Below are 24183 nucleotides of genomic sequence, written 5' to 3' on the forward strand. Positions count from 1 at the left end.
AACCCATTGCTTCGTGAAGAAGCAATGGGTTTGTAGGTCAAACATCGAGCGGCAATGAAAGCAAACTGCCAGCACCGCCAAGCCAGCGCTCAGCGCGAATCGGGCAATTCGATTTTGACTTCGAGCACTTCCAGGTTGTCCTGGCGCTCCAAGTTGACTTTGATGTCTTGAACATTGATCTTGATGTACTTGCTGATCACAGCTACCAATTCACGCTGCAGATCGGGCAAATAATCGGGCTCAGCGGCATTGCGGCCACTGCGCTCATGTGCCAGGATGATTTGCAGGCGCTCTTTGGCCACACTGGCCGTCTGCTTCTTTTCGCCCAAGAGGAAGGAAAGAAAGGACATGGTTTATTTGCCTCCGAACAGGCGCTTGAAGAAACCGGCCTTTTCCGCTTCGGTGAAGCGCATGGGCTTTTCTTCACCCAAAAAGCGGGCAATGACGTCTTTGTAGGCTTCTGACACATCGCTGGAATTCATATGAATCGCTGGTGTGCCTTGGTTAGAAGCTTGCAGCACCGATTCGCTTTCAGGAATGACCCCCAACAATTTGATGCGCAAGATGTCCTGAATGTCCTGCAGAGACAGCATTTGACCCTCTTCCACCCGAGCCGGGTTGTAGCGGGTGATCAGCAAATGCTCCTTGATCGGCTCGAGGCCTTCAATCGCACGTTTGGTCTTGCTGCCCAACATGCCCAAGATGCGGTCAGAATCGCGCACCGAAGACACCTCGGGGTTGGTCACCACCAAAGCCTCATCGGCAAAGTGCATGGCCATCAAAGCACCAGTTTCGATGCCCGCAGGGGAATCACACACGATGTAGTCAAAACCCATGGCTCTCAAGTCATCCAAGACTTTTTCAACACCATCTTGCGACAAAGCATCTTTGTCGCGGGTTTGAGATGCGGCCAACACAAACAGGTTGTCGCACTGCTTGTCCTTGATCAAGGCCTGATTCAGATTGGCTTCGCCCTGGATCACATTGATCAGGTCATACACCACACGGCGCTCACAGCCCATGATCAGGTCCAAATTGCGCAGGCCCACATCAAAGTCAATGACGGCGGTTTTGAAGCCTTTGAGGGCCAAACCAGTGGCGAAACTGGCGCTGGTCGTGGTTTTGCCCACGCCACCCTTACCAGATGTCACAACAACGATTTTTGTCATGGATGAACTTTCTTGGACAAAATTAACAAATGAAACTCAGTTCTTCAGAGGGGTGATCAGCAATTTGTCACCATCTGGACCTGATTGCAAAGAAACCTGGGCCGGTTGGCCCAAAACATCTTTGGGTAACGGATTTTCGCTGGTTCGGTACACCCCAGCGATAGAAATCAACTCTGGCTCCATCACCTGGGCAAAAATTTGGGCTTGTGTATTGCCCCGAGCCCCTGCAATCGCCTTGCCCCGCAATGTGCCATAAACATGGATATGGCCGTCAGCAATCACTTCTGCGCCTGCGTTGACCATGCCCATCACGATCAGATCACGCCCTTTAGCATAAATTTGCTGACCCGAGCGCAAAGGCTTGTCAATGCGCATAGCGCTCAAGTGCGTGAGTGCTGGTGCAACGGGTTCAGCCACCGGCGCTTGGATCGGTGCAGCCTCAGCAATGGGCATAGAACGCCGAATGCGGGCATCTGATGCATCCACCAAGCCATGCCCCTTGGCCAAGTCCAAAAGTCGCGCAGATGCCCCTTTGATGGCCAAAGGCACAAACGCATGTTCTTGCAAAGCAGCGATCAAAGCCTTGAAGTCGATGGTTTCATCTTCCTTCAAGGTCAAAGCACTGATGTCGATCACCACAGGATCTTGGTCGAAGAAACCTGGACTTTCAGCCAACTGATGCTTCAAAGCCCGCGAAACCTCGGCCACATCGGTGGTTTTGAGCAACAAAGCAACCAATGACAAATCGGCACTTTTGATTTCAAAACAAGGGTTGTGCGGGTTTTCTGAAGCGATTGACATATTGCCATCAGTGGGGGAGAAAAGCTAAATCTTAACAGTGCACTTGTTTTTTGTTATCTCTCTATGGTCTTATATCTTTAAATAATCGTAGTAGTAAGGGAGTGGCACCATTGTGGACAAAGCATTTTTTTTCAGCACAGACAAGCACTTAACTGTTTTTCAAGCATGTGTGTGACCTTGCTTTTGAGCTGTCGCACAAACATGAACAACTTCTCAAATCGGGATCAAGCTGTGGATAACTCATGGGTTGCGCTATTTTTATCCACAGCTTTGTCCTGTTGCCGTTTTCAAGTTCCGAGCAACCATTGAATGACACCCTTAGCCACAAAACCCAGCATGCCAAAAGCCAGACCTAAAAAAATCACGAAGGTACCAAACTTGCCAGCTTTAGATTCCCAGGCCAGCTGCACAACGATGAACAGCATGTAAAGCATGAAAGCGGCCACACCAATGGTCAGACCGAACCAGGCAAACTGTTCTTCGGTGAAATTCAACATCACACAGCCTCCTGACGGGGCATGCGTTCAGGCACATCATGCGTGTTCACCAGATCTCGGTAGGCATGCCAAGAGGCATGGCCCAACATGGGCACGATCACGATCAAGCCAATGAACAAACTCAAAATGCCCATCATGCTCAGGCCCATGATCAAAAATGCCCACAAAGCCATGGGCAAAGGATGGGTCAAAACCACCTTCCAGCTGGTCAGCACAGCCTGCAAGGTGTTCAACTTTCTGTCGAGCAACAAAGGCATGGCCACCACACTTGAGGCAAAAACCGGGGCTGCCAACAGGCCGCCTAACATCAGCCACAGCTCAAACAAATAATTCTCGCGGCTCAGTACCACATGGCGAATGAAATCCATGGGGGTGTGGATGGGCACCGGGGCCATCAAAGTGATCAGGGCCGATGAGGTCAAAACCCAACCCGTGCCCGCCAAAGCCAACAACAAGCCAAAACGCACCAAACACCAATAGCTCACAGGCTCGTTGTTCTGCAGCGTTTGCCATTGCGTCCAGGTCTTGAACAAAAGCTGCAGGTTCACGGTCTCGTTTCTTTCGATGGCGCGGCTCATGGCGTACAGGCTGGTGGCCAAAACAGGTGCCACAACCAAAAAACCAGACACCGCACTGGCGAGCAACCAAAAACGGTCATGAGCCAACCAAGTGATCAGGCCACCGCCCAGGGCCATGACCAAGCCATGGGCCAAGCTCAGCCAAGGGGTATGACACATGTCTTTCAGGCCCAAATAGAGCCAAAACAGAGGTTGTTGGCCGTTGATGGGCAAAACGCTAGGCAGGTTCAAGCGCCCACGCCTGACTTGGGGCTGCCCGTGCAAGGGATCAGGCGAATGGTTTGGTGGTGGGGAGGCTTGTGTCATGCGATTGAGCTTACCCGCCGCGCGATTTCAGAATTTGACTTGCATCAAATGAGAAAAGGCTGCCAAGCAGCCTTTTGAATTCAACACATCGGGCAAGAACCCGGCCAAGTGAGCATCAATGACGCCCGTGACCGCCTTCGTGCTTGGTTGCGTGCATGCCAGAACCCTTCATCATGCGAGCGGTTTCTTGGTCAAACACCTGCTTTTGCTCTGTGCTCAAACTGGCATAAAAAGTTTTGGTCGCTTCGGCGCGTTGTTGCATGTGCGCATCGCGTTGGGCTTTCATGGCTTGCATCATGTCCAAGCGTTCGGGCGTGGTCATTTTTTCCATGCTCGCACGTTCGGGTCGTGCCGTGCGGTCGGGGTGTTGCATGGATTGGGTGAACGTGTTCCACGCAGGTTCTTGCCCCGCTTGCAAATTCAGTTTGGTCTTGAGTTCGGCCAAACGTTGCGTGTGGCGTTCGCCTTTGTGTTCACTCTTGTGCTCGCGCATTTTCTCCATGCGGCCAGCACGCGTGTTGTCTGCGGACGCCGTGGTGTTTTGGGCCAAGGCCAAACCGGTCAAACCGGCCATCAAGGCTGTGGCGATCAAGGTGGTGCGAATCGATTTCATGGAAACATCCTTTGGTTGGTGGGATGCCTGCAGTGTGATCCGCCCATGTATACGGGCTGTGCCCGAATGGTGCTGATTTGTAAAGACAACCTGACCGCGTGTAAAGACATTCAAGCGGTGACGCGGTAACCTTCATCGGCAATGGCCTGAGCCAAAGCCTCACGGCTTTTTTCTGAATCCACTTGCACGCTGTTGTGTGTGCGGTCGATCACAACCTTGGCCTGTGTATCCAAAGACAATAAAGCTTTGGTGACTGCTTTTTCACAGTGGCCACACGTCATGCCTTCAACGGTGAAAATTTGGTTCATGATGCATCCTCTTTAATGAACTGAACACGACCCGTTGGGGTCTGGTCTGAGCATAGACCATCCAGGACTTCATGGCATGACACAGATCAAGAACGAACCTCCCATCACCTACGACATCGGCATCGGCGGCATGACCTGCGCATCGTGTGTGGCGCGGGTCGAAAAAGCCTTGAAAAAAATGCCCGGTGTCCTCAGCGCCACGGTCAACCTCGCGACCGAATCGGCCCGCATTGAAGTGGCAACCCATGACGTGACTGACGCACGCCTGCGACGCGTTGTGCGCGATGCCGGGTACGAGCCCCGCACACCCGAAGCACAAGCCGAAGTGGGCCGCGAGTCACCCTGGGCAGGCTTCATGCCGGTCGGTGTGGGTCTGTTGCTGACCACGCCCTTGGTTTTGCCCATGTTGGCCGAGCTGTGGGGCCGCCACTGGATGCTGCCCGCATGGGTGCAATTTGCGCTGGCCACGCCTGTGCAGTTTGTGTTGGGCGCACGTTTTTACAAAGCCGGTTGGCATGCCCTGAAGGCGCTCACGGGCAACATGGATTTGTTGGTGTCCTTGGGCACCACCGCAGGCTGGGCCTTGTCGGTTTGGTTGTGGCTCACGGCGCACGAGGGGCATACACCGCACCTGTACTTTGAAGGCTCGGCCGTGGTCATCACCTTGGTGATGTTGGGCAAATGGCTGGAGACGCGTGCCAAGCGCCAAACCACCGAGGCGATTCGCGCTTTGCATGCCTTGCGCCCAGACAAAGCCCATTGGTTGGGTGAAGAAGGCGAGGTCGATGTGCCTGTGGACGAAATCCTGGTGGGCGACCGGATTGTGGTGCGGCCCGGCGAACGTTTTCCGCTGGACGGCGAATTGGTCGAAGGCCAAACCCAGGTGGACGAATCCATGCTGACTGGTGAGCCCTTGCCCGTGGCCAAGGCACCGGGTGAGGCTTTGACGGGCGGCTCCATCAACCGCGAAGGGCGCGTGCTCATGCGCGTGACGGCGGTGGGCCACGAAACCGTGCTCTCGCACATTATCCGCTTGGTCGAAGACGCACAAGCGGCCAAAGCGCCCATTCAGCGGCTGGTAGACAAAGTGGCCGAAGTGTTTGTTCCCGTGGTGCTGCTGATCGCCTTGCTCACCTTGGGTGCGTGGATGGCGCTGGGCTCAGATTTTGAAACCGCGCTCATCCATGCGGTGGCCGTGCTCGTCATTGCCTGCCCTTGCGCCCTAGGCTTGGCAACGCCTGTGGCCATCATGGCGGGCACGGGTGTGGCGGCCAAACACGGCATTTTGATCAAAGACGTGCAAGCGCTGGAATTGGCGCACCGCGTGCAAACCGTGGCTTTTGACAAAACCGGTACGCTCACCGTGGGCCAACCGCGCTTGCTGGCCCGTGTGCCCGCGCCCGGGCACGATGCACCAACCGCTTTGGCCTTGGCTGCACGCGTGCAAAGCGGCAGTGAACACCCCTTAGCGCGTGCGGTGGTCAGCGCCGCACAACAGCAGGGCCTGACAGGCGCCACCGCGCAAGACCTGCAAGCCGTGCCCGGCAAGGGCGTGTTGGCCAAGGTAGATGAACGGCAGCTGTTGCTGGGCAGTTTGCGCTGGCTGCAAGAAGAAGGTCTGGACATCGGCATGTGGCAGCCAGACATCAACGCTTTGCAGGCGCAAGGCGCAAGCCTGTCGGCTTTGGCAGAGCGCACCGATGCGGGGTTGCATGCCCTGCTGCTCATGGGTTTTGGGGATGAACCCAAAGTGGGCGCAGCGCAAGCATTAACGATGTTGCGCGATCGCGGCTTGAAGCTGGTGATGATTTCGGGCGACAACCAGGCCGCCGCCGAAGCCATGGCCCGCCGCTTGGGCTTGCGCCCCGAAGCGGGAGAAGTGCTGGCCAATGTGCTGCCCGGTGACAAGTCTGCGCAGGTGCAAAAACTGCGTGCGGGTGGCAAGGTGGTCGCCATGGTGGGCGACGGGGTGAACGACGCGCCCGCCTTGGCCGCCGCCGACGTGGGCATGGCCATGGGCAACGGCACCGATGTGGCCATGCATGCGGCGGGCATTACCCTCATGCGCGGCGAAGTCGCATTGGTGGGCGCGGCGCTCGATATCTCGGCCCGCACTGTGGCCAAGATTCGGCAGAACCTGTTCTGGGCCTTTGCCTACAACGTGGCGGGCATCCCTATGGCTGCCTTGGGTTACCTCAACCCCATGATGGCGGGCGCAGCCATGGCGCTCAGCTCGGTGAGTGTCATGGCCAATGCATTGCTGCTGAAGCGTTGGAAGCCCTGAAGCACATTTTCTTGACGTGCATCATGGCGAGGTGTGGGACAAAAGCGCAGAGTGAAGGCATTCACTTCACGGAGAAATTTCATGACCCGCCACAGCGCCCTTCAGACCATCCGCGACGAACACGCGAGTTTGGCCGCCATGCTGCAATCCATGCGGCTCATGGTGCAAAAAGGGCCGGGCGACAACCGACGCCAGTTTTTTGATGTGCTGCGCGGCATGCTGTTTTACATCGACGAATTCCCGGAGCGCCTGCACCACCCCAAAGAGTCAAACCTGCTCTTTCCTAAAGTGGTCAAGCTCGCCCCCAAAGTCATGGGCGCGGTGGACAAGCTCGAACGTGACCACATGCGCAGCGAAAAAGCCGCCCGCGATTTACAGCACCTGCTGTTGGCTTGGGATTTGTTGGGCCCGAGCAGGCGCACGGAATTTGAAGAAGCCATTGGCCAGTACATCGATGCTTATTTGGAGCACATGAACTTGGAAGAAAACGTCATCCTGCCCGAGGCCGAGCGCTGCTTTTCGGACGATGACTGGCGGCTGCTGAACGAGGCGTTTGCCGAAAACGCTGACCCTCTCACAGGTCACTACCGGCCCGCTGAGGCCTATGAAAGGCTTTTCAGCCTGATCGTCACACGCGCCCCCGCGCCCATTGGTTTGGGCTGAGGACTGCGCCGCATCCTCAAGCCTTCGGCAAGAACGGATAGTCGGTGTACCCCGCATCGCCACCACCGTAAAAAGTGGCGCGGTCGGGCGTGTTGAAGGGGCCGCCTTGGCGCAGGCGTGCACCCAAATCGGGGTTGGCAATGAAGGGGCGGCCGAAGGCGATCAGGTCCGCACCGCTGGCCAGAGACTGATCGGCCAAGCTCAGGTCGTAGCCGTTGTTCAGCATCCATGCGGCGCGGCCACCCGCTTGGGTGTAGGCCTGGCGCAAAGCGGCGTAGTCAAAGGGCTTGTCGCCTTGTTGGTGGTCGCGTGCCGCGCCCGTCGAGCCTTCGATCACGTGCACAAAAGCCAAATCCATCGGGGCCAACAAACGCGCCACATGCTCAAACAAGGGCTGCGGCTGTTCGTCGATCACGCCGTTGGCGGGTGTCACGGGCGAGATGCGGATGCCCGTGCGTGCGCCACCAATTTCGGCCACGATGGCTTGAATCACTTCTTGCAAAAAGCGGGCGTGGTTCTCGATGGAGCCGCCATACGCATCAGTGCGGTGGTTGCTGCTGCTGCGCAAAAACTGGTCGATCAAATAACCATTGGCCGCGTGTACTTCCACACCATCAAACCCGGCGGCAATCGCGTTGGCCGCAGCGCGGCGGTAGTCTTGCACGATGCCGGGTAGCTCGGCCGCGTCGAGCGCACGCGGCGCGGACACGGGCTCAAACTTGGGCTGGCCGTCGACCAGCAGCACTGTTTTCGTCGCAGCCGTCAGTGCCGAAGGCGCCACTGGCGCTGCGCCACCGGGCTGCAAGCTTGTGTGCGACACGCGGCCCACATGCCACAGCTGCATCACGATCTTGCCGCCCTCGGCGTGCACCGCGTCGGTGACTTGCTTCCACGAAGCGACTTGTTCAGCGCTCCAGATGCCGGGCACATCGGCGTAGCCTTGGCCCTGGTGGCTGATGGCTGTGGCTTCGGTGACGATCAGGCCCGCCCCCGTGGCCGGGTTGGCGCGTTGGCGGTAATAGGTGGCCATGCGGGCGTTGGCCAGCGAGCCGGGTGCGCGGTTGCGTGTGAGCGGGGCCATCACGATGCGAGAGGCCAAAGCGATGCTGCCGACCTGGCAGGGTTCAAACAAAGAGCGCATGGTGTCCTTAATGGGTGTAATCGTGGCTTTCGCGTTGCAGCTTGCGCAGTAGCGAAGGCCAAACAAACGCGCCGCCCAAACCACCGGTTTGCACGCGCATGGCGTTGGCCACGCCGTTCAAAATTTGGGGGTCCACCTCCGTCAGGTCTTTGGGGCCCGCTTGGCCTGCCAGCGCATCGACCTGGATGCGGCAGGTGTTCTCGAAGGTGTACATCGACAAGAACGCGTCGGCAATTGTTTTGCCCACGGTGAGCAAGCCGTGGTTGCGCAGCATCAGGTAATTGGCGGTGCCCAAGTCGGCCTGCAGGCGCAGCTTTTCTTCGTCGTGAATGGCCACGCCCTCGTAGCCATGGTAGGCCAGCGAGGCCAGCACAAACGTGCTTTGTTGGCTGATGGGCAGCACGCCGTGCGCCTGAGCGCTCACGGCCACGCCCGCTCGGGTGTGGGTGTGCAGCACACAACCGGCATCGGGCCGCGCCTCGTGCACCGCGCTGTGGATTACAAAGCCCGCCGGGTTCACCGGAAAGGGGCTGTCGTGCAGCTTGTTGCACTGCATGTCCACCTTGACCAGGCTGGAAGCGGTGATCTCGTCAAACATCAGGCCGTAGGGGTTGATCAAAAACTGATGGTCCTGACCTGCCACCGACTCGGGCAACTTGGCGCTGATGTGGGTGAACACCAGATCGCTCCAACCGTACAGCGCCACCAGCCGGTAACACGCGGCCAAGTCCAGCCGCAGCTGCCATTCGTCGGGGTGAACGCTGTCTTTCAAAGAAGGAATCTCAAACGCCATGGCCGTGCTCCGGATGGTCAACAAAAGTAATTCAGCTTAGCGGCAAGCGGGGCGGGGGGATGACTTGTTGGTGACTGGGGAATGGGGTGTTGGATTTGGCTAAAGGAGCAAGGTACAAGCTGCATGTGTCATGGCTTAGTTGTTTTTCGAATGGAAAAAATGAGTAAATTGGTAATAATTTTAAGGTAAAGTGTGGGGGCGATATCTTTGAAATAGGTTGGTGACTTGTTTGATTTGATGCTTGGAATTTTCCATGGAGACCAAGTTAAACCATTGATTCAAAAAGGAATTTTTACCTATTTCGCAAATTTGTTATCGACAAAAAATCTGTGCTGACTGCTGATTTGTCCTCTACAACAAAGCCCGATCTCACAATTACCGTTTTTTGGTGCCCTTACTTTGAAAACACAATATGCCTATTGACAAACTCATCATTGCAAACTTTAAGGGAATAGCCGATCGCCAAGAGTTTGAGATCCGGCCGATTACGATCTTCTGCGGGCCCAACTCTTCAGGAAAGAGCAGTTGTATTCACGCTCTTGCCGCTATGGCGCAGACAGTGAAACTATCTGCATCGCAAGTTCCAGTTGTTCTTGATGACGAGTATGCGCAAGTGCACTTGGGAAGATTCAAGGATGTAGTCCATTCTCAATCAATTACTGATGCTTTCAGCCTTGGAATCGGGCTCAACAAACCTTCTTATATGTTCACTCGTACTAAAGAAGAGACAGAAACTGAACCTTCGCTACAAATTGAAATCGAATTTAAGGCGAAGTCTGCAGCGCAAGAGATATACATTAACTCGGCATCCATGCAGCTGGGTAAAGCTCATTACACATTTGCTAAAAAGCAAGGAAGCAAAACCGAACTTACAGTTACTCGAAACGGAGAAAAACTCCCGTTTTCGGCGGCGTCAAACGGCCGACTTGGACTTCGCACACAGATTGCTTTCGAAAACAATAAAGACCCATCAAAGGATGCGCTTGATGCTTACATCATGAGTGAAAGCGTGAGCCAAAGCTTGAACCGAGAGTTGCGGAGGACGCTGTATTTGGGGCCTTTCCGGCAAGGCCCACTCAGAAGATATCCCACCCGCGGTTCACAACCGACGGAGGTTGGCGCAGCAGGTGAAGCAGCGGTTCCAATGCTCGCCAACGAATTTTCTAAATCAAAGACAAAACATCCAAATTTGAAGGGCGGATTCAAGTACGAACTGCAACACGGTTTAACGAGGCGTGAAACACCTCGTGGGGTGTCTTGAATCCCAGCCGCTTTCTGGGCCGGTGATTCAATCTGTTTTCGATCATAGTCAACTCCTCATCGGTGACAGTTTCCATGCGCCGTTTCTTGGGAATGTATTGGCGCAGCAAACCATTGAAGTTCTCGTTGCTGCCGCGCTGCCAGCTGCAATACGGATCGGCAAAGTAAGTCTGGATGCCAAGGGCCTGATCGATGGCCTGGTGATCGGCAAACTCCTTGCCGTTGTCTACCGTCAAGGTCTTCACCCGTGAGCTCAGGGGCTTGAGCATGCCTTCAATAGCCCGGCCCACCAAATCAGCAGACTTGTTGGGCACTTTGGCCAGCACAGCAAAGCCACTCTTGCGTTCTACCAGTGTCACGATGGCTTGTTTGTGAGCCGCGCCAATAACGGTATCACCTTCCCAGTGGCCCACTTGCTTGCGATCTTCAATGTGGCTTGGTCTCTCGCTGATCGGGCGGCGGTTCGGGATCTGACCACGTCTATCACGCCCGCACAGGTGGCGTTTGCGCCGAGGCTTTTGGCTACGCAGGTGCGTGTGTAAATCACCACCGGCAGCCTTGTTCGCATAGACATACAAATAGACGCTCTCATGGCTGACCGCCACCTTGCCTGCAATCTGCTCGGGGCTCCATTGAATGCCAAGGTAGAAATCCACATCGGACCAGACTTTGGAATCTAAACGGCGGGCATTACGGCTTCGCTGTGCCCGCTCAGAAGCCTTGGCGCAGGCTTGTTCGGCGCGATAGCCACGCTGACCGCGGCCACGGCTGAGTTCGCGGCTGATGGTGCTGCGGCTCCTGCCCAATGAACGGGCGATCTCGCTGATGGTCTGTTTGGCTTTCAAGAGGCTGTGAATTTGGTATCGTTCTTCTCGGCTGAGGTGCTTGTACATCTGGCAACTTGGACTTGGCGGTTTGAGTGGCCATGATGCCTTGACATCCTCAGCCACCCATCACCGGGTTTATCTTTGTTGCACCTCGTACTTGAATCCGCCAAGCGAATCAGTGACTGGATTGGTCAAATGAAACTGGGTAAAAAGGTAGAAGTCATTCCAGTAGCAAAGACCGACCTCTTCGATCTCTCAGTCACGCTAGAAGACGGCGCTAAATTATCAATTCCTGATCTTGGCTATGGTGTATCCCAAGTCTTACCTGTATTAGTTCAGTGTAGTTTTGCGCCAAAGGGTGCAACACTACTTTTCGAACAACCAGAGCTTCATCTGCACGAAGGAGCGGCAAGACAGCTTGCATCAATATTTGTAGATGTTGTTCGCGACAAATCAGTACATATACTCGCTGAGACCCATTCACCACACCTGTTCGTCGAAATTATTCGCCAAGTTAAAGCCGGCAAAATCAAGCCTACAGAGGTAATTCTCTACGATGTTTCACGTAAAAATGGAAAAAGCGATTTTCGTAAGGTTGATATTGAAATGTTCGAAGATGGCTATTGTGAGGTGGACCATCCTTGGGCCAGAGGACTTGAATAGTAGAAGCCTGTCAGGACAACTAATCGCTTAAGCGGAGCACTAACGGCTGTCTGTTAGGCCGCGTCCGCTACCACACACTACATTTTCGCCAAGCTTAGCTTAGCAACTTAACGTCAAAGCCCGCTTCGCTCAAACGTAAGAACATTCACTATCAATCCGGTCGCGTCAACTCCTCCAGCCGCATCAGCCAAGCCCGGGCGTGCACCCCGCCATCTTCTACAGGCCCACACATCTCCACCGAAGCTTGTAGATGCCCGCACACCGCAGGCCGTTCAGGTTGCCCAAAAATTTTGCAGCGCAGTTGGTCGTCAAGTTGCACGCAAGGCACGCCCGCGGGTTTGCCTTGGGGCATGCCGGGAATGGGCGAGGAGATGGAGGGTGCGGTGCAGCAAGCGGCGCAGCCAGGACGGCAGGTCAAAGTCATCCGGTCAAAGGCATCCGGTTCAGCGAGGCCACAGGGCCCACAGTTGCAGGGGCTGCTTCAGGCGTCCAGCCAGCTCGCCCGCGACCGGCCCAGAGCCCGCGTAGTAGTCGGCCCGCACCGCGCCCACGATGGCGGTACCGGTGTCTTGTGCCAACACCAAGCGGTCCAAATTGGTTTGTGGCCCGGTGGACTTCATCCACACCGGGGTGCCGTAGGGGATGCTGCGGCGGTCTACTGCGATGGACCGCTCGGCTGTGAGCGGCACGCCTTGTGCGCCTTTGGGGCCGGGCGGTGTTGTGCCCACAGGCAAGGCTTCTTCGCGGAAAAACACCACACGCGGGTTTTGCCACAGCAGCTCGTTCACCCGCGAGGGGTTACGGTCGATCCACGCCTTGATGCCGGGCCAGCTCGCGTCGGTGATGAGTTTGCGGTCCAGCAGCCAGCGGCCAATGCTTTTGTAGGGCTGGTCGTTGGTGGCGGCGTAGGCCATGCGCACCCAGCGCTGGCGGCCGTCGGGCTCGGTCACATTCACCAGGCCTGAGCCTTGGATGTGCAGCACCATGGCGTCCACCGGGTCGGCCAAATACAGCAGCTCTTTACCGCGCAGGGCGGCGCGGGCGGCGGGCAGGGTTTCCATTTCTTGTCGGCTAAACCAAGGTTTGCGCTGACCCAGCTGGGCGGGCGGCGCGTACAGCGGCACCTGGAATGCGCCTTGTGCCCGGCGCGAGCCCGTTAAGGCCGGTTCGTAATAACCGGTGAGCAAACCGGTCAGTAGGCCTTCGCCGCGTTGGTCCAGTGCTTCGATGCGGTAGGGCTGGAGTTTGTCGCGCATCCAGCGGCGCTGTTCGTTGGCGCTGGCGTTGGCCAGTTGGGCGATCTCGGGGCACAGCGCCCGCCAGTCGGGGGTCGGGCGTTGGCAGCTTTGTAGCCAGGCAGGCCAGGCTTCGTTGACGGCGTCGGTGTCCACGCCGGGCAGTTCAGCCCAACGAACGGGCACCCAGCGGCTTTGCTCGCGCACCAGGGCGGGCGGCAGGGGGCGGGTGTCTTCCATGCTGGGCACGGGCAGGGGCATGGGCGATGGGCTTGAGGTGGGCGGGGTTTGCACCACGGGGGCGACCGAGCAAGCGGCCAGCATGCCTACAATCGCGGCCATCAAGAAGCCGACCCGCAACGGGCGGCGGGTCAAGAAACGGGGTTTTTGCATGGGTCTGATTTTGCTGGAAGCTTTGCTGGCCTTGTGTATCTTCATTGTGATTGTCTGGTGGACCATGTTTTCCGGCCGCAGCAAAGGTGAATTGCGCCAAGCCCCGTCAGCCCCTGAACAAGCCCCCAACGAGGCCAGCCCGCATGCCCCGGGCAATGCACTGAGCGAGGCGGCCCCAATACCAGCGCCAAAAGAAGCCCCTACAAACCAAGCAACACCTGACGACAGCCGCCGCTGAAGCGGTCAGTCCAGCAGGGTGTGTGCGCCTTCAAAGCGCTGCGCGTAATAGGTGCTGCTGAGTGCATCGATGCGCACCCCGGTGCGCGGGTTGCTGGCGTGCACAAAGCGGCCGTCGCCCACGTACACACCCACATGCGAGTGGCGTGCGCCCAGCGTGTTGAAAAACACCAAATCGCCCGGTTGCAAGTCGGCCCGGTCGATGGGGCGGGACAGGCGGCCCAGGTCGGCCGCAGAGCCTTTGACCCGCAAGCCGCCCCCTTCGCGCATCACATGGGCTACCAGGCCAGAGCAGTCAAAGCCCGTGGCCGGGCCACGGCCGCCCCAGGCATAGGGCGTGTCGAGCAAAGACAGCGCGACCATGGCCACATCGTTGCGCACGCTGTTGTAGGGGTCCGGTGGCCCCCTGCGCGATGCTGCAGGGTTGGCGGGCACACCACTTGGGGGCGCAGGGTGTTTGGCCGGGGGCGATGAGCAGCCTGCCAGCAAGAGGGCGGCGCCCAGACCGCTGAGCAAGCAGCTGCGGCGCAGGTTGGGCTGCCCGGTTGTGTTCATGCCAGTTGCCGCATCAAGTTGGCCAATTCCACCGCCGACTTCACTTCCATCTTGTCGAACACCCGGGCGCGGTGGACTTCCACCGTGCGCACGCTGATGTCGAGCTGGTCGGCGATCAGTTTGTTGGGCAGGCCTTCCACCACCAGGCCCATCACATCGCGTTCGCGCTCGGTCAGCTCCAGCAGGCGCGACTGCAGGCGCTGCTGGGTTTGTCGGGCCACCAAGCCCTCTTGTGACAAAGCCAGGGCCTGCTCCACCCGGTCGACCAGGGCGTTGTCCGAAAAAGGCTTTTCGCAAAAATCAAAAGCCCCGCGTTTGACGCTGTCCACTGCGGTAGGCACATCGGCGTGGCCGGTCAAAAAAATCACGGGCCAGGCTTGCGCTATGCCTTTGGCCAGCAGTTGCTCAAACAAGGCCAGGCCGCTCATGCCGGGCATGCGCACGTCCAGCAAAATGCAGGCCGATTGCTGCAGCAGGGCTGGGTCGGGTTGCCAAGCAGCGCCGTCACCTGCACTGTGGCCCTGCACCATGGCCAAGAAAGCTTCGGCGCTGTCAAAAGACTCGCTGAGCAAGCGCCGTGTGCGCAGCAACCAGGCCATGCCCTCGCGCACGCTGGCGTCGTCATCCACAATGAAAACGGTGGGCGTGTCGGTGAAATTCATGCGGTGATCTTATCCAAAAGCACAGCGGGCAAGGTGAAGCGAAACACCGTGCCCCGGGGCGTCAGGGGCTCGAAACTCAGGTGGCCGCCGTGTTGCTCGACCACGGTGCGGCACAGGCTCAGGCCCAAGCCCATGCCTTCGGCCTTGGTGGTGAAAAAGGGCGTGAACAGCTGCCCGGCCACGTCTTCGCCAATGCCCACACCCACATCACTGACCGAAAACTCCACCCAGCCGTGTTCGGCGTTCGATGCGGCACGTCGCACCTGCAGCACCAGAACCCGCTCCGTGCTGCCGGGTTGGTCCATGGCCTGCATGCCGTTGCGGGCCAGGTTCAGCAGCACCTGCTCGACCATGGTGCGGTCACACAAGACCGGGGGCAGTTTGGGTTCGATGCGGGTGTGCACCTTGACCTGCAGTTTGCGGGCTTGCAGGTTGACCAGCGGGGCAATCGCGTCGAGCAAGGCCACAGGCGTGACCGCTTCGCGGGCCTGGTCGCGGCGGCGCACAAAGTCGTGCACGCTGTTGATGACCTTGCCCGCTCGCCCGGCTTGCTCGGCAATGCGACGCAGGGCCATGTGCACATCGTCCAGGGTTTGCGGCACGGCGGCGGGGTCTTTGAGGAGGTTGAGCGAGCCATTGGCATAACTGGCGATGGCGGCGAGCGGCTGGTTCAGCTCGTGGCTGAGCAAGGAGGCCATCTCGCCCACGGTGGCCAGGCGGGCGGTGGCTTGCAGGCGCTCTTGGCTGGCCCGCGAGAGTTCTTCGATGCGCCGTTGTTCGCTGATGTCGATCACCGCGCCCATCCAGCCGGTTTGCTGGCCTTGGCCACTGATGAGCGGCGCTTCGATGATGAGCACCTCAAACCGTGTGCCATCGGCCCGCATGAAGACCGACTCGAAGCCTTCGCGCGGCGGGGCATTGCCCGCCAGCCGGATGGCTTGGCGCTGCTTGTATTCGTCCACCATTTCTGGGGGCCAATAGGGCATGGGGGCCAGCTTGCCCGTGAGTTGTTCCGCCGTCAGCCCCACCATTTGGCAAAAGGCCGGGTTCACGTAGGTGATGCGCCCTTCCAGGTCGCGGGCACGCAGGCCGGTCACCAGCGAGTCTTCCATGGCCTTGCGAAAGGCCAGTGCCTCGGCCAAGTCGTTTTCGGCTTTCAGGCGGCGGCGCGAGTCTTTGGCCAGCAAGACCATCACCGTGACCAAGGCAATCGACATGCCGGTCACCAAGGCGGTCAGCACGTTGGGGAACAGGTCGGGCTCGCCCCGGCGACCGTCCATGCGCAGCACCAAGGTGTTGCCCGGCAAGTCCACCAGCTGCTGGGCGGTGAACACGCGCAAGCCCCGGGTTTGGGTGCCCGTGATGGCCAGGCGGGTGCCGTCAGGTTCGGTGAAAGAGATTTCGTTGCGGCGACCAAAGCCTTCGCCCAGGCGGGCGCCAAGGAGCTCTTGCAAGCCATACGTGACCACCGTGAAGCCCACCAGCACGCCGCCTTGGGTGTTGGGCAAACACATGTCCATCACCTCGATGCCCAAACCATCGGTTTGCGGCAGGTAATAAGAGCGTGAATAGTTGGGCCCACTGCTGCGTTGTGCACGCTGACAGGCTTGCTGGGTTTCGCTCAGGGTTTCGGTGCGGCGCACACGTTCAAACACCGGGCTGCGCAAGGTGGAGTCGGCCAATTGCTTGAGGTTCAGTGTGGTGTCGCGCCATTCGATGCGCAGCATGTCGCGGTTTTCGCGCAAAAGGGCTTGTGCCTCGAGCGACCAAAAGGCTTCAGATGGCAGGCTCGATTGCAGGCCCTGCAGCGCTTGAACATGGCGCGAGAGTTGGGTGCGTAAATCACTGACCGCGTTGGCGGTGTCGCGTTCCAACTCGGTTTGCAATTGGCTGGCTTCGTAACGCCCAGCCAGCCAGACCAAGGTCACCAGCACCGCCATGACCAGCGCAATCAGTGCAGCCCACAGGCTGCGGCGGCCGCGCCCACCGGGCATGGCGTTTTCCACCGCCAGCCACCAGGCCAGGGTGCGTGCTTTGAGTGTGGGGATCAGGCGCTGTAGCGCTGGGGCTGTCATGCCCGCATTGTCCTGCACCTTGGGGCCAGTGGCTGGGGGTCGGGTGGGACGGCTGGATGGGACTTGCCGGGTGGGGTGGTGCCGATCAAGGCGGGTTGATGGGCGCAGGGGTCTGGGCCGGGCGTTGGTCAACGCGTGTGACCTGTGGATTGGCCCAGCTGCCATCCACCAAAAACTCTTGGGCCGAGGCGCGTGCCAGGGGGTTTTGCAGCAGCCATTGGGCGATGAAGGTTGTCAGGCCAACCAAGGGGTTGACGGTGATGGCTGCCACTAAAGAAGCAGTACCTGTGTCGACAATGGGCAGGATGTGCACACGCAGTTTTTGGGTCTCGCGGGCCAGGTCGGCCGAGCCGTCGAGTTGCACCAGCGCGTTGACGCCTTTGATCTGCAGGTTGCGGGTGTTGGCCATGCCGTGCACGATGGTCACGTCGCCTTGGACCGAGTCAAACGCAAAGCCCTGTGCAAACACATCCCTGAAATCGAGCAGCAAGCGCCTGGGCAAGGCCTGCAAACTCAGCACGCCCAGCAGCTTGGCAACCCCGGGGTCGGCTTTGAGGAATTGGCCGCGTCCCATGCGCACATCCAGGTGGCCGTTCAGGCTGGGGTAATGCAAGTTGAGGGGTGAGCCCTGCCAACTGACCATGCCTTCGATCTGGCCTGTGCCGCCACGCAAAGCGTCGGGGGTGTCCAATCGGGTCAACAGGGCTCCGGCATCGCGCACATCCAGCACGAAGTTCATTTCGGTCTTGCGCCAAGGACTGCCTTCACGGGCGGCCAGCCAGCGGCCTGTGCTGCGCAGGGTGCCTTCGGGCAGATCGATGTTGAACTTTTTCAGCTGCCACTCACGCGCAACAGGGGTTTGGGCGAGGCCCTTGTCGGCGTTGACGGCTTCGATCTCGACACGCCCCATGGGTTTGCCGCGCAGCACCAATGCATCCACCACGATGTCCAGCGCGGGCAGGCTGGTGGGTGGCGCTTCGAGCAGGCTTTCCACCTCGCGTGCATTCGAGGGCTGCAAATTCAGGCGGCTCAGGCGTGCAAACAATTGACCGGCTTGGTCGCTCAGGCCGGGCATGGCGGGCACAAAGACCACATGGCCGCTGAGCTCGTCCGCGTCGATGTTGACGCGCCAGAGCCCATCTTCGTAGGTGCCACCCGCTTGCACTTGGTGCAGGTGCCGGTCCTTGGCGATCAGGCTGTTGGCTTTGAGGCCCATGCGCGTGGGCAGGTAGTTTTGCCAGACGGAGAGCGGTGGAGCTGAACGGGGTGTGGCCACCGCTGCGGTTTGTGGCGGTGTTTGGGCTGGCGCTGGATTTGCAGCTGGATTTGTTGGCGGAGGCAACAAGTCCAGCCAATCGTCGACCACCAGCCGGTCCAATACGACGTGGGCCGTGACCCCGCTTGTGGGCAGTGCGGGCAGGTTTTCGGGCAACACGCCCAGGCCCAAGCGGCCGCGCAGCACCTGCGGGGTGTCGGTGCTCAAATCGCGCTCGTAAACCAAATGCACCTTGTCGCCCAAAGCGAGTTTAATTTCGTCTTGAGCCCCGGTGGGGGTTTGTTTGGAGCGGATCTGCAGGGCCAGGGGTTTTTCGGCTGCAGCGGTTTTGCCCAAGGGAGCGGGCAGCTGCAAGCCCAGGCCGCCGAGTTGGCTGCGCACCGTCAGCTCGGGCAAGCCCTGGGGCCATGCCAGGCGGGCGTGGTAGTCGGTGGCGCCGCTGGCGTGCTGGGCCAGCAGGTTCAGCGGGGCCACATCGTTGGCCGCCTGCAGGCCCGCCGCGCTCACGCGGCCGCGGGCTTCAAACACCGTCTGAGGGGGCTTGGGGGCTGGTTGGCCTGCCACCGGGTTGGGGGAGTGCATGCCGCCATCGATCACGGCGGGCCCGCCCAGCAGCGTGGCCTGGAGTTGACGCACCTCAAAACCGCGCTCGTGGAACTGCAGCGTGCCGTACAGCTTGTTCAGCCAAGGTGTGCCGGGCAGCATGCGCAGGTCGTTGCCATTGAACTGCACACTGCCTTGCACGCGGGTGTTGTTCAGGTCAAGCAGGGGCAGCTGTAAGGCAAAGCGGGTGAGTACGGGGCCGCTGGCCTGGGCGGGCTGCAGCGCCCCCGAGAGCAGCTCGTTCAGCGGGGACTGCCGCACCACGCCCAGTACCAAGGGGGCATCGGCCAAGCTTTGGGCCTGCACACGCAGCACCGGTTGGTGGGCCATGTCGGCAATGTCCACCGAGGCGGCTTTCAGCTCGATGGCCTGTGCACCAACGCCCACCCGGGCACTGGCTTCGCGCAGCTGCATGCCCAGGCGGTCAAAAGTCAGTCGGCCTTGCAGAGCATGCAGGCGCGGCCAGGGGACTTCACCCGGGTCCATCAGAGAGGGGGGCACCATGTCCAGTTCGCCGTCTTTCAAATCGCCTGTGAACAGGAAGGTGCCGTCTTCGGGCCGTGCAAAGGGCAGTTTGTCCAGATCGCCCTGGATTTGGACCTGCACATTTTCATAGCGGCCCTGCACCAGTGCATCGCGCAAGTAGTGGCGCACTTCGATCGGCAGGTTCAGGGGCAGGTAGCGGTGCACGGCCGCCGCTTGCGCCCGCTGAACGCGCCCTTTCAAGCTCAGGATGCCGGGGCCTTGGCCTTGGGGGGCGGGTTGCCACTGGCCTTGCCATTGGCCTTGCAGGTCGGCATTGGCCAGACGCAGCGACCAGTGCGGCACATGCCAGCTGTCGTGGGCGTTGTGGCCAGTTTGGCGTGCCCAGCTCAGGCTCGCTTGCATCTGTTGCAGGGGCACTTCGGAGGGCTCCAGCAAACCCGGCAACCACAAAGCGCTGCCCGCGCCGGTTTGCAAATCCAGTCGGCCCCCATTGGCGGTCATGGCCAAGGTCAACTGTCCGCCGCGCAGGCCGGGCACGTCGGCGCCGGGGAGCGTGCCCCAGGCGGCCACCACCGCGGAGCCGGGTTGCCAGCTCAGGCCCTCGACCTTGGCCTGTGCTTCCTGAATCTCGGGGCTGTTCCAGTCGCCTACCCAGCGCAGGTTCAAAGACGTGACCCGGCCCCGCACTTCGCGCGCCTGCAAAGCGCTGTGCAGTCGGGGCGACACGGTTTCGTCGATGGGCATGCGCAAGGCCAGGGCTTGTAGTGCCTGTAAATCCAGCTGCTCAGCCTTCAAGTGGCCCTTGGCCGGGCGCGTGCCTTGGGCGTGTGTGTAGTCGAGGGTCAATTGGCCCCCAGGCCAGCTCAGGCCCTCTTCGCCGATGACCCGCAGTTCCTGAGATTCGGCCACAAAGCCTTCGGCATGCACCTGCAGGCCCAACCGACCCGACAGGCTTTGCAGGTTCACGGCGGGCTGGCTCGGGTGGAGTCGGAGCTGGAGGTTTTTCAGGTCCACATCGGCCAGGCCGCCACGCCACTGGCCCCGCTGCACATCGGCCCACAGGCGCAAATGCCCTTGGCCTTGCATGGGCCCGGCTTCAGGTCGCAGGCTGGCGGGTATGGGCAAACCCTGGGCTGACCAGGGGGCCACGTCCAGTTGCGGAAAGTGGGCAAAGGCTTGGCCCGACCAATCGCTCAGCCGCCCCGGGTGCAAAGACAGCAGATTGCGCTTGAACTGGCCCATCAGCACAAAACGCTCGCCCCAGCCTGGGGGCGGGGTGGCGTCCAGGCGGAGTGCGTGTTGCCGTGCCGTGTTGCGGATCACCAGGTCCACGTCGCGCAGCGTCAAAGGCTCTGGGCTTGTGCTGGTCAGAGCGGGCGTGGCGTTGGGGTTGTGGCCTGGCCCATGCCAATGCAGCTGTGCGCCCCGCACCACCACTTCGCGTTGGCTCAGCAGCCAGTCGGCGGCGGGCGAATCCTGGCCGGAAGTGGGGCGCCAATCGATCCCGGCGATTTGCCATCGGCCATCGGCCAACAGGCGCAGGGTCAGCTCGGGCGCATCCAGCACCAGTTGGTCCAGCTTCCCCTGCATGGCCGAGTGCAGGCTCAGCGCTACCTGTACTTTGGGCAGGTGCAGCGCCGGACGGCCCAGCGCATCTTGCAGTTCGATGTCGCTCAGCTCAAAAGACGGCACCCAGCCCGTGCTTTGGGCCGAAACACCGCCAATGCGCACGGGAACACCCAGGGATTGCCGGGCAAGGCTTTCCAGCACAGGGCGAAATTCGGCGATTCGCGGCACAATCCAAAAATGCAATGTTGCCCAGGCCAGGCCCAAGACCAGCCCGGCGACCAGCAAGCCCCATAAGACAAGCCGAACAACCCGCGCCAGCCAAGGGCGCAGCGGGGCTTCGGTAGGGGGCCAGGTGGGTGAAGACGACACAAACGTATGAATTAGAAAGTCAGCAGGAATTATGACCCGCAGCCAGTCTTCGGACGACCGTTTTGACCCTTCTGCCGCGATTGTTTTGCCGCCCGGTGTGCCCGGCCCTCAAGATTTGCCCGTTGAATTGACCTTGTATTCCCGCTTTGTGCAGCGCCTGCACCGCCGCTACGCCGATGAACTGCCGCTGTTGCCGCCCGGCCCCCCCACACGCGACACCTTGAGCGCGGCTTATGCCGCTTTGCAGGCCAAAGGCCTGGACACCAGCGCGGCTTTGCGGGTGTTGCGCCAGCTCACGCTGGAGCGCTTGGCCCAGCTCGACTGCAGCCGCCAGGCCGATTTGTCGGCGGTCACACACGGCATGACCTGGCTGGCTGAGGTCACCCTCGACATCGCCTGGCAGCAAGTCATGGCCGACCTGGACGCCCTGCACGGCGCCCCGACCAAGCCCGACGGCCAGCGGGCCGAGATGTGGATTGTGGGCATGGGCAAACTGGGTGCCCGTGAGCTGAACGTGTCGAGCGACATCGACCTGATTTATGTCTACGACGAAGATGGTCAGACCTTGGGCAACAGCGAGGGCCGCAACAAGGTCTCGTGCCAGGAGTACTTCACCCGCGCGGTCAAGCGCATGTACGCCCTGATCGGCGACACCACCGAGCACGGCTTTGTGTTCCGGGTGGACTTGGCCTTGCGCCCCAACGGCAACTCCGGCCCCAGCGTGGTCTCGCTCGACGCACTGGAAGAGTATTTGCTGGTGCAAGGCCGCGAGTGGGAGCGCTTTGCCTGGATGAAAAGCCGTGTGGTCGCGCCCCGCAGCGCGGTTCTCAATGGCTCGGCGCAGGCGCTGCGTGGTGTGGTGCTGCCCTTTGTGTTTCGTCGTTACCTCGACTACAACGTGTTCGAGTCGCTGCGCACCTTGCACCAGCAAATCCGCGACCACGCTTCCAAGCGCAGCGCGGGCCACCCCGAACGCGCCAATGATGTCAAGCTCTCACGCGGCGGTATCCGCGAGATCGAGTTCACGGTGCAGCTCTTGCAGGTGGTGCGTGGCGGTCAGTTTCCTGAGCTGCGCACCCGCCCCACGCTGGACGCCCTGCAGCGCGTGGCCAAGGCCGGGCTCATGCCCCAGGCCACAGCCGACGCCTTGGGCGCGGCTTATGTATTTTTGCGCCAGGTGGAGCACCGCATCCAGTACCTGGACGACCAGCAAACCCATGTGCTGCCCACCCGCGATGACGACCTGAATTGGATTGCACAGACGTTGGGCCACGCCAATGCCTGCGCCTTTTTGAGCGAACTTGACGCCCACCGCGAGGTGGTCGCGCAGGAGTTCGACACCTTGCTCGGCGGCGATCGCGAATGCAAAACCTGCAATGGCAAGAACGGCAAAAACAACCGCGAGCACGCCGAGCTGGACGCGGTGCTGGTCGACTTCAGTGGCCCGGTGCGCGAGCGCCTGGCCCAGTGGGCCGACAACCCGCGTGTGCAGTCTCTGCGCGACGACGCCCGGGGCCGCTTGATGCGTTTGCTGCAGCGCACCGCCCAGTGGCTGGACGCGGGCCGTGTGAGCGAAGAAGCTGTGCTCCGCATGGTCGACTGGATCGAGCCGCTGCTGCGACGCGAAAGCTATCTGGCCCTCATGCTCGAGCGCCCCTCGGTGCACGAACGCTTGCTGCGCTTGCTGGGCGCGGCCAAGTGGCCCGCCCGCTACCTGCTGCAACACCCTGGCGTGATCGACGAGCTGGCCGGGGGCAACCTGTTTGACAGCCGCTTTGACGCTGCCGAATTCGAGGGCGAGTTGCAGGCCCGCTTGGTGGCGCTGCAGCGCACGGGCGAAGACGACGAGGAGAGCCTGCTCAATTTGCTGCGCCGCGCCCACCATGCCGAGCAGTTCCGCACCTTGGCGCGAGATGTGGAAGGTGTGCTCACGGTGGAGCAAGTGGCCGACGACCTGAGTGCCCTGGCCGACGCCGTGCTGCGCGTGACGGCCCGCTGGTGCTGGAGCCGCCTCAAAACCCGCCACCGCGAAGTGCCAGCGATTGCCATCGTTGGCTACGGCAAGCTGGGTGGCAAGGAGCTGGGTTATGGCAGCGACCTGGACATCGTGTTTGTGTATGAAGACGAGGACGAACGCGCCCAAGAAATCTACGCCGCTTATGTGCGCAAACTCATCAACTGGATGATGGTGAAAACCGCCGACGGCGATCTGTACGAAATCGACACCGCGCTCCGGCCCAACGGCAACTCGGGCTTGTTGGTCACGCGCTTTGAAGCGTTCGCTGACTACCAGCAGCAGCGCGGCAGCAACACCGCCTGGACTTGGGAGCACCAGGCCATGACCCGCGCCCGCTTTGTCATGGGCCTGCCAAGCCTGGCCCCGCGCTTCGATGGGGTGCGCCTTGCCGTCATCAGCGCCCCGCGTGATGCGGCCAGCCTCAAGGCCGAAATCGTGGCCATGCGCGACAAAGTGCGCTTGGGTCACCCGGTCAAGGCCGATCGCTTTGATGTGAAACACAGCCCTGGCGGCATGGTGGACGCGGAGTTTGCCGTGCAATACCTGGTGCTGCTGCACACCGCGGCCCACCCCGAGCTGGCCGACAACGTGGGCAACATTGCGCTGCTGATCCGCGTCGAGGCTGTGGGCTTGCTGCCGCCGGGCATGGGGCAAGCTGCCGCCAACGCTTACCGGGAGCTGCGCCGCGTGCAACACCGCGCCCGTCTGAACGAAGAGCCCACCGATGTGCCGCTGGCCCTGCTGGCCAGCGAGCGCGAGGCGGTGTTGGCGCTGTGGCGCGTGGTGATGGGCTGAGTGGTGGT

22 protein-coding genes are annotated in these 24183 nt (G+C 60.2%); 6 read left to right on the forward strand and 16 right to left on the reverse strand.

Translation table 11 applies throughout. The features are described 5' to 3' along the window. Positions 1-89: 89 nt before the first annotated feature. The 7 genes from minE to L63ED372_RS14950 form a co-directional block, all read right to left on the reverse strand. The gene (gene minE, locus L63ED372_RS14920) at positions 90-350 is read right to left on the reverse strand and encodes a cell division topological specificity factor MinE (protein ID WP_062407077.1); all 261 of its coding nucleotides are present in this window, start codon (positions 348-350) and stop codon (positions 90-92) included. 3 nt (positions 351-353) lie between these two features. Next, positions 354-1169, reverse strand: a complete 816-nt coding sequence (minD, locus tag L63ED372_RS14925; protein ID WP_062407079.1) for a septum site-determining protein MinD — start codon at positions 1167-1169, stop codon at positions 354-356. Positions 1170-1205: 36 nt separating this feature from the next. Next, a complete protein-coding gene (gene minC, locus L63ED372_RS14930; RefSeq protein ID WP_062407081.1) occupies positions 1206-1970 on the reverse strand; it encodes a septum site-determining protein MinC in 765 nt (254 codons plus the stop codon). A 287-nt stretch (positions 1971-2257) separates the two neighbouring features. Further along, positions 2258-2467 (reverse strand): DUF2788 domain-containing protein, encoded by a 210-nt coding sequence (locus L63ED372_RS14935; protein WP_082431725.1) that lies wholly within the window; start codon positions 2465-2467, stop codon positions 2258-2260. Next, on the reverse strand, positions 2467-3351 hold the full coding sequence (locus L63ED372_RS14940; RefSeq protein ID WP_082431726.1) for a DUF2189 domain-containing protein: 885 nt from the start codon (positions 3349-3351) through the stop codon (positions 2467-2469). Before L63ED372_RS14940 ends, L63ED372_RS14935 begins: the two co-directional genes overlap by 1 nt. Before the next feature lie 115 nt (positions 3352-3466). Then, on the reverse strand, positions 3467-3964 hold the full coding sequence (locus tag L63ED372_RS14945) for a Spy/CpxP family protein refolding chaperone (protein WP_062407085.1): 498 nt from the start codon (positions 3962-3964) through the stop codon (positions 3467-3469). 110 nt (positions 3965-4074) lie between these two features. Then, positions 4075-4272, reverse strand: a complete 198-nt coding sequence (locus L63ED372_RS14950; RefSeq protein WP_062407087.1) for a heavy-metal-associated domain-containing protein — start codon at positions 4270-4272, stop codon at positions 4075-4077. Between the two features lie 76 nt (positions 4273-4348). On the opposite strand from L63ED372_RS14950, the gene L63ED372_RS14955 reads away from it, so the two are divergent. Then, a complete protein-coding gene (locus tag L63ED372_RS14955) occupies positions 4349-6556 on the forward strand; it encodes a heavy metal translocating P-type ATPase (protein ID WP_062407089.1) in 2208 nt (735 codons plus the stop codon). Between the two features lie 81 nt (positions 6557-6637). After that, positions 6638-7219, forward strand: coding sequence for a hemerythrin domain-containing protein (locus tag L63ED372_RS14960; RefSeq protein ID WP_062407091.1), 582 nt, complete (start codon positions 6638-6640; stop codon positions 7217-7219). Between the two features lie 16 nt (positions 7220-7235). Here L63ED372_RS14960 and L63ED372_RS14965 read toward each other — a convergent pair whose 3' ends face one another. Next, positions 7236-8360: an alkene reductase gene (locus L63ED372_RS14965; protein ID WP_062407093.1), complete on the reverse strand. Its 1125-nt coding sequence runs from the start codon at positions 8358-8360 to the stop codon at positions 7236-7238. Positions 8361-8367: 7 nt separating this feature from the next. Beyond that, positions 8368-9153 carry a class II aldolase/adducin family protein gene (locus L63ED372_RS14970; protein WP_062407095.1) on the reverse strand — a complete coding sequence of 262 codons (786 nt, stop codon included), beginning with the start codon at positions 9151-9153 and terminating at the stop codon, positions 8368-8370. Between the two features lie 412 nt (positions 9154-9565). Between L63ED372_RS14970 and L63ED372_RS16260 the strand changes: the two genes are divergently transcribed. Further along, positions 9566-10414, forward strand: a complete 849-nt coding sequence (locus L63ED372_RS16260) for an AAA family ATPase (protein ID WP_082431727.1) — start codon at positions 9566-9568, stop codon at positions 10412-10414. Here the strand turns inward: L63ED372_RS16260 and L63ED372_RS14975 are convergent. Beyond that, complete coding sequence (locus L63ED372_RS14975) at positions 10356-11306, reverse strand: IS30 family transposase (protein ID WP_062402482.1); 951 nt, start codon at positions 11304-11306, stop codon at positions 10356-10358. The genes L63ED372_RS16260 and L63ED372_RS14975 overlap by 59 nt on opposite strands. A gap of 129 nt (positions 11307-11435) precedes the next feature. On the opposite strand from L63ED372_RS14975, the gene L63ED372_RS16265 reads away from it, so the two are divergent. Continuing rightward, a complete protein-coding gene (locus L63ED372_RS16265; protein WP_082431728.1) occupies positions 11436-11903 on the forward strand; it encodes an AAA family ATPase in 468 nt (155 codons plus the stop codon). A gap of 151 nt (positions 11904-12054) precedes the next feature. Here the strand turns inward: L63ED372_RS16265 and L63ED372_RS14980 are convergent, their stop codons facing one another. Both L63ED372_RS14980 and mltA read right to left on the reverse strand, forming a co-directional pair. After that, positions 12055-12327 carry a YkgJ family cysteine cluster protein gene (locus tag L63ED372_RS14980; protein WP_062407097.1) on the reverse strand — a complete coding sequence of 91 codons (273 nt, stop codon included), beginning with the start codon at positions 12325-12327 and terminating at the stop codon, positions 12055-12057. 19 nt (positions 12328-12346) lie between these two features. Then, positions 12347-13597 (reverse strand): murein transglycosylase A, encoded by a 1251-nt coding sequence (mltA, locus tag L63ED372_RS14985; RefSeq protein WP_082431729.1) that lies wholly within the window; start codon positions 13595-13597, stop codon positions 12347-12349. Between mltA and L63ED372_RS16445 the strand changes: the two genes are divergently transcribed. Next, entirely contained in the window at positions 13530-13769 is a 240-nt protein-coding gene (locus L63ED372_RS16445; protein ID WP_062407099.1) for a hypothetical protein, read from the forward strand. The two genes, mltA and L63ED372_RS16445, sit on opposite strands and share 68 nt — an antisense overlap. Before the next feature lie 5 nt (positions 13770-13774). On the opposite strand, the gene L63ED372_RS14995 is transcribed toward L63ED372_RS16445, so the two are convergent. The 4 genes from L63ED372_RS14995 to L63ED372_RS15010 form a co-directional block, all read right to left on the reverse strand. Beyond that, the gene (locus L63ED372_RS14995) at positions 13775-14323 is read right to left on the reverse strand and encodes a C40 family peptidase (protein WP_062407101.1); all 549 of its coding nucleotides are present in this window, start codon (positions 14321-14323) and stop codon (positions 13775-13777) included. Further along, positions 14320-14985 (reverse strand): response regulator transcription factor, encoded by a 666-nt coding sequence (locus L63ED372_RS15000; RefSeq protein WP_062407103.1) that lies wholly within the window; start codon positions 14983-14985, stop codon positions 14320-14322. The genes L63ED372_RS14995 and L63ED372_RS15000 overlap by 4 nt, the downstream gene beginning before the upstream one ends. Next, a complete protein-coding gene (locus L63ED372_RS15005; RefSeq protein WP_062408216.1) occupies positions 14982-16979 on the reverse strand; it encodes a sensor histidine kinase in 1998 nt (665 codons plus the stop codon). The genes L63ED372_RS15000 and L63ED372_RS15005 overlap by 4 nt, the downstream gene beginning before the upstream one ends. Positions 16980-17145: 166 nt before the next feature. Further along, a complete protein-coding gene (locus L63ED372_RS15010; protein ID WP_082431731.1) occupies positions 17146-21363 on the reverse strand; it encodes a YhdP family protein in 4218 nt (1405 codons plus the stop codon). A 31-nt stretch (positions 21364-21394) separates the two neighbouring features. Here L63ED372_RS15010 and glnE point away from each other — a divergent pair, with 31 nt between their 5' ends. Further along, positions 21395-24175 carry a bifunctional [glutamate--ammonia ligase]-adenylyl-L-tyrosine phosphorylase/[glutamate--ammonia-ligase] adenylyltransferase gene (glnE, locus tag L63ED372_RS15015; RefSeq protein ID WP_082431732.1) on the forward strand — a complete coding sequence of 927 codons (2781 nt, stop codon included), beginning with the start codon at positions 21395-21397 and terminating at the stop codon, positions 24173-24175. Positions 24176-24183: the final 8 nt, after the last annotated feature.

It is taken from the genome of Limnohabitans sp. 63ED37-2 (assembly GCF_001412535.1).
Classification (GTDB): domain Bacteria; phylum Pseudomonadota; class Gammaproteobacteria; order Burkholderiales; family Burkholderiaceae_C; genus Limnohabitans_A.